Raw genomic sequence first — 4,551 nt, 5'->3', positions numbered from 1 at the left:
CCTTCTACTTGCGTCCATACGGACAGCAGACGCGTGACGGCAAACAGGTGATAGGCGACGCTCCGGACCTGCGCTTTGGTCGCGTCCGTCAATGTGGTGTAGAATTGGGTGTGGCCAGCGGGCTGCATTTTCAGGCGGCCTTGGGTGTAATCTGTAGCGGCTGTGCCTCCTCGATCATTGGTGTAGCAAGGGCGGCCATGCCCTCGATCTGCATGTAGCGGTGCTGGAGCTGGTATTCGTCATTCTGCTCCAGCAGGACGGCGCCGACGAGGCGGATGATGCTATCCTCGTTCGGGAAGATGCCGACGACATCGGCGCGGCGCTTCACTTCCTTGTTCAGGCGTTCCAGTGGATTGGTGGAATGTAATTTGACGCGGTGCTGCTCGGGGAAGGTCATGTAGGCCAGCACGTCGTGCTCGGCATCGTCCATGCAGGCGCCGAGCTTTGGCCAGCGGGTACGCAACTGGTCGGCGACCTGGCGCCAGACCTGTGTCGCGGCGGCATGGTCGGGCTGGAGGAAGACCTGGCGGATGGCAGCGGCGACGACGGTGTTCTGGCCCTTGGGCACGTAGGCCAGGGCATTGCGCATGAAGTGGACGCGGCACCGCTGCCAGGTGGCGCTGAGCACGCGAGTGATCGCTGCCTTGAGGCCCTCGTGGGCATCGGAGATGACCAGCTTCACGCCGGTCAGTCCGCGGCGTGCGAGGTCCTTGAGGAAGCTCGACCAGAATGGCTCGGCTTCGGAGGGTCCAATGTGAAGGCCAACGATTTCGCGCTTGCCCTCGGTGTTGACGGCAACGGCTATTATCGCGGCGACACTGACGATCCGCCCGCCCTCGCGCACCTTGAGGTAGGTAGCATCGAGCCAGAGGTAGGGCCAGTCGCCGGTGAGCGGCCGCTTAAGGAAGGCATGGACACGTTCGTCGATATCCTTGCACAGCTTGGACACCGAGGATTTGGAGATGCCGGTCATGCCCATGGCCTGCACCAGCTCGTCGACACGCCGGGTGCTGACGCCGGCGATCCACGCCTCCTGGATCACCGCGACCAGCGCCTTCTCGACGGTCTTCCTGGGTTCCAGGAAGCCAGGGAAGTAGGCGCCGGTCCGTAGCTTGGGAATCCTCAAGTTGAGCGTGCCGAGCCGGGTATCGAGGCTGCGGTCGCGGTAGCCGTTCCGCCAGGTCGTCCGGTCGCCGGAGCGCTCGTGTCGGCTAGCGCCGACCAGGCCATCGACGTCGGCCTCCATGATGATCTGTAATACGCTCTCGGCGATCGTGCGCAGGAAATCTCCATCTCCAGTCTTCGCCATCAGCTCGGCAAGCGGTAGTCTGTCGTCGGTCATCGGGATCAACTCCTCGGTGGGCGTGTGAAGTGTGGTAACTCCACCTTACCGATGAGCCCGGTGGCCACCGAGATCGAAATCGCATGGGGTGGGGCATGCCCCACCCCATGCGATCATCTCAATCTACACCAGAAATTACACCACGAGCGCGGACGCTAACCATTGAGGGACTGACACCACCGCCATACGACGCCTTTGCGCAACGCTATTTCGCCAAGTTGCAAGACTATCCAACCGCGTTCACGAGTGTGAGCGAAGTCTCCGAGGCTGTTTTCGCTGCTGCGACGGAGGAGGGCGATCGGCTGCGCTTTCCGGCGGGCCCCGATACCGCGTTGTTCGCACAATTGCGATGGATGACCTCGGAGGAACATTATTTGGCACAGATGCGGGCGATGTTCGGGCCTGATCTTTCTGAGTAGTGTTTTCTCTATGCGAGTGTCGCTTCTCCACGAGCATCGTAGCCGCATAATTGGCGCCGTCCCGCGGTTCGCGGCGGCGGAAATGCGCAGTCATTCCCTGTTGCGCAGGTCGCGGCTGAGCGTCGGCCGGCCACTGCATCGGCGGGCAGGCGGAGGGGGACATGCCTGACTTGGCTCTTGACCTCCGCTTTCTCCGCTACGCGATTCTGGTTGCGGAACACGGAAGTTTCCGCCGTGCGGCCGATGCGATGAATCTCTCGCAGTCGACGGTCAGCCGTCGAATTCAGTTGCTCGAACGCAGGGTGGGCGTGCCGCTCTTCGAACGCAGCAGGAGCGGAGTGCGGCCGACGCCAGCCGGCGAGCGCTTCATACGGGAGGCTGCATTTGGCGCTGAACACATTCGCCAAGCTGTCAGCAGCCTAAGCATGGAGAAACGAGGCCAGATTGGGGAGTTGAAAATCGGGCTGATGGCCTCGCTCGCCAGCGGTTTCTTGGCCGACGTGCTCGAGGCGTTCCATTTCCGGTTTCCGAACATCGATATAAAGATCGAAGAGGCGACGGCGCAGGCGACTGCCGCCGGCGTGCTAAGCGGTCGGCTCGACGCGGCATTCATTCCCGGCGAGCCGCGTCTTCCCGGTTGCCAGGCGATGCATCTCTGGGGTGAACCTCTATACGTCGCAGTTTCAAAGCACCATTCCATGGCGGCACGCGTCGGCGTCAATTGGGAGGATCTCCGCGACGAGACATTCCTTGTCGCAGCGGACGTTCACGGGCCTGAGGTCGAGGCGATCATCGTGCGGCAGCTTTCCGGTTTGGGTTTTCATCCGCGGATCTCGGTGCAGCGGGTTGGCCGCGAGAACCTCCTCAACATGGTGGGCATGGGATTCGGCGTGACCTTGGCTGCGACCTCCACTCAGGGCGCCTCCTATCCCGCGGTCATCTTCGTTCCGCTTGCCGAAGGGGGCGAGGTGTTCAACTCAAGCGTTGTTTGGTCGACAAACAACGTCAATCCCGCGCTTAAGCGTCTGCTGGACCTTAGCGCATCGATCGCAAAAACGCACCAGCGGCGGTCCTCAACGGTCCTAGAGGCCATTCAACGGTTGACATAACGAGATGACTGGTCATTTATTAACGTCATGCCACGTCCACCGAATCCAGAAGTTCGTTCGCGCCTCATCGAAAAAGGCGCAGAAATCATCCATCGCCTTGGCTTCAACGGCTGTGGCGTGCAGGATATTACTGCCGCTGCCGGAGTTCCGAAGGGATCGTTTTACAATTACTTCGAAAGCAAGGATGCGTTCGCGGCAGCGATACTCGATGAATACTGGCGCGCAATCGAATCCAATTACGTGTCCATCCTGGAAGACGATTTCGTTAGCCCGTTAAAGCGCGTCGAGAGACACTTTTCGGAGTTGATTGAGTATCATGAGCGACAGAAATTCACGTTTGGCTGTCTGATCGGCAATCTCGCGCTTGAGCTTGCGGCGCAGAGCTCGATTGCACGATCAAAGCTGAAAGCTCTCCTGAGGACTTGGACAGCCGCCCTTGCAAAGTGCCTGTCGGCCGCGAGCGAAGCGGGAGAGCTTCCCCTCGCGCGCGAACCCCAGGACCTTGCGGCGACGCTCATCGAGGCCTTCGAGGGCGCGGTGATGGTGGCCAAGGTCGAGCAAAGCGGAAGAGCTCTGAGGCGATTTGGCACTGTTGCCCTGCCTCGGCTCCTCGCGTGAAAATCGTGTCGTATTAATAGACGACCAGTCACTTTAATACGTCGCCAGCAGATGGCGCCTTCCTCTTCTGAAAGGAGAAGATCATGACTGAACTCTACGCAGATCCCGAAAATCCGGTGCTTCCAAAAAGCACGTTTCAGCTCGACCTGAAGCGAGCTGCCCTCGTGGTGATCGATCCGCAGAACGACTTCTTACATCCCAGCGGTGTGAGCTGGCCGTTCTTCGGCGAGAGCGTTGTCGAGAACAACACCGTGTCGCACATCGGCCAACTGTTCGAAGCCGCGAAGGCAGCGGATATCACCGTCGCCATCTCGCCCCACTTCTACTATCCATGTGACCATCATTGGCAGTTTGGCGGTCCACTGGAAAAGACCATGCATGCGATCAACATGTTTGGTCGCAAAGGCCAGTTTACCGTGGAGGAATTCGAGGGATCGGGCGCGGATTTCCTCGAAGACTACAAAAAGTACATCCACGACGGCAAAACCATCATTGCCTCGCCGCACAAGGTCTACGGCCCCGAGACGAACGACCTCATTCTCCAACTGCGCAAACAAGGTGTGTCACAAGTCATCCTGGCCGGCATGGCCGCCAATCTGTGCATTGAAGCGCATTTGCGGGAACTGATCGAACAGGGCTTCGAAGTGGTGGTCGTTCGCGATGCGACAGCCGGCCCTCGCGTTCCGGAGGGCGACGGCTACCTCGCCGCCCTGGTGAATTTCCGGTTCCTCGCGCACGGCCTTTGGACGACCGCGGAAACCGTCTCACAACTGAAGGGCTGAGACGCCCGCACCTGCGCACATGTCCCTGTGGTCCCGGCATTGCCGGGACCGCATCCCGTTAGCGATCATCAAAGAAGGAGAACGGATCGATGAGGCGTGAGGAACTGACCGAAAAGATATTGGACATCAAGCGCGAGCGAGGCTGGTCGTGGAAACACATCACCGGAGAGATCGGTGGTGTGTCCGAGGTGCTGATCATCGGCGTGTTGATTTTCACTGAGAACTGACCCGGGTAGGGCGGAAATTTTCATCGAGATTTGACCCATGCCTTCACACTCCCC

6 protein-coding genes are annotated in these 4,551 nt (G+C 59.8%); 5 read left to right on the top strand and 1 reads right to left on the bottom strand.

Annotated features, from left to right (window positions below):
• Window positions 1-130 precede the first annotated feature (130 nt).
• Window positions 131-1,342 carry an IS256 family transposase gene (locus AB2L51_RS14910; protein WP_011950834.1) on the bottom strand — a complete coding sequence of 404 codons (1,212 nt, stop codon included), beginning with the start codon at window positions 1,340-1,342 and terminating at the stop codon, window positions 131-133.
• A gap of 95 nt (window positions 1,343-1,437) precedes the next feature.
• Between AB2L51_RS14910 and AB2L51_RS14905 the strand changes: the two genes are divergently transcribed.
• From AB2L51_RS14905 to AB2L51_RS14885, 5 genes are all read left to right on the top strand, one after another.
• On the top strand, window positions 1,438-1,761 hold the full coding sequence (locus tag AB2L51_RS14905) for a hypothetical protein (protein WP_395583015.1): 324 nt from the start codon (window positions 1,438-1,440) through the stop codon (window positions 1,759-1,761).
• A gap of 161 nt (window positions 1,762-1,922) precedes the next feature.
• Window positions 1,923-2,870 (top strand): LysR family transcriptional regulator, encoded by a 948-nt coding sequence (locus AB2L51_RS14900; protein WP_054362428.1) that lies wholly within the window; start codon window positions 1,923-1,925, stop codon window positions 2,868-2,870.
• A 27-nt stretch (window positions 2,871-2,897) separates the two neighbouring features.
• A complete protein-coding gene (locus AB2L51_RS14895; protein ID WP_054362429.1) occupies window positions 2,898-3,488 on the top strand; it encodes a TetR/AcrR family transcriptional regulator in 591 nt (196 codons plus the stop codon).
• 83 nt (window positions 3,489-3,571) lie between these two features.
• Entirely contained in the window at window positions 3,572-4,270 is a 699-nt protein-coding gene (locus AB2L51_RS14890) for a cysteine hydrolase family protein (protein WP_054362430.1), read from the top strand.
• A gap of 89 nt (window positions 4,271-4,359) precedes the next feature.
• Window positions 4,360-4,497, top strand: coding sequence for a hypothetical protein (locus tag AB2L51_RS14885; RefSeq protein WP_400922593.1), 138 nt, complete (start codon window positions 4,360-4,362; stop codon window positions 4,495-4,497).
• Window positions 4,498-4,551 lie beyond the last annotated feature (54 nt).

This window comes from Acetobacter fabarum, from assembly GCF_040702925.2.
In the GTDB taxonomy this organism is placed as follows: Bacteria; Pseudomonadota; Alphaproteobacteria; order Acetobacterales; family Acetobacteraceae; genus Acetobacter; species Acetobacter fabarum_B.
Note: the sequence above shows the minus strand (reverse complement) of the source record. Positions and strands in the feature narration are given on the sequence as shown.

Bases quoted from the DNA above. Each gene is read 5' to 3' on its own strand.
- AB2L51_RS14885 (WP_400922593.1), top strand. From the start codon at position 4,360: ATGAGGCGTGAGGAACTGACCGAAAAGATATTGGACATCAAGCGCGAG.
- AB2L51_RS14890 (WP_054362430.1), top strand. From the start codon at position 3,572: ATGACTGAACTCTACGCAGATCCCGAAAATCCGGTGCTTCCAAAAAGC.
- AB2L51_RS14895 (WP_054362429.1), top strand. From the start codon at position 2,898: ATGCCACGTCCACCGAATCCAGAAGTTCGTTCGCGCCTCATCGAAAAA.
- AB2L51_RS14905 (WP_395583015.1), top strand. From the start codon at position 1,438: ATGCCCCACCCCATGCGATCATCTCAATCTACACCAGAAATTACACCA.
- AB2L51_RS14910 (WP_011950834.1), bottom strand. From the start codon at position 1,342: ATGACCGACGACAGACTACCGCTTGCCGAGCTGATGGCGAAGACTGGA.
- AB2L51_RS14900 (WP_054362428.1), top strand. From the start codon at position 1,923: ATGCCTGACTTGGCTCTTGACCTCCGCTTTCTCCGCTACGCGATTCTG.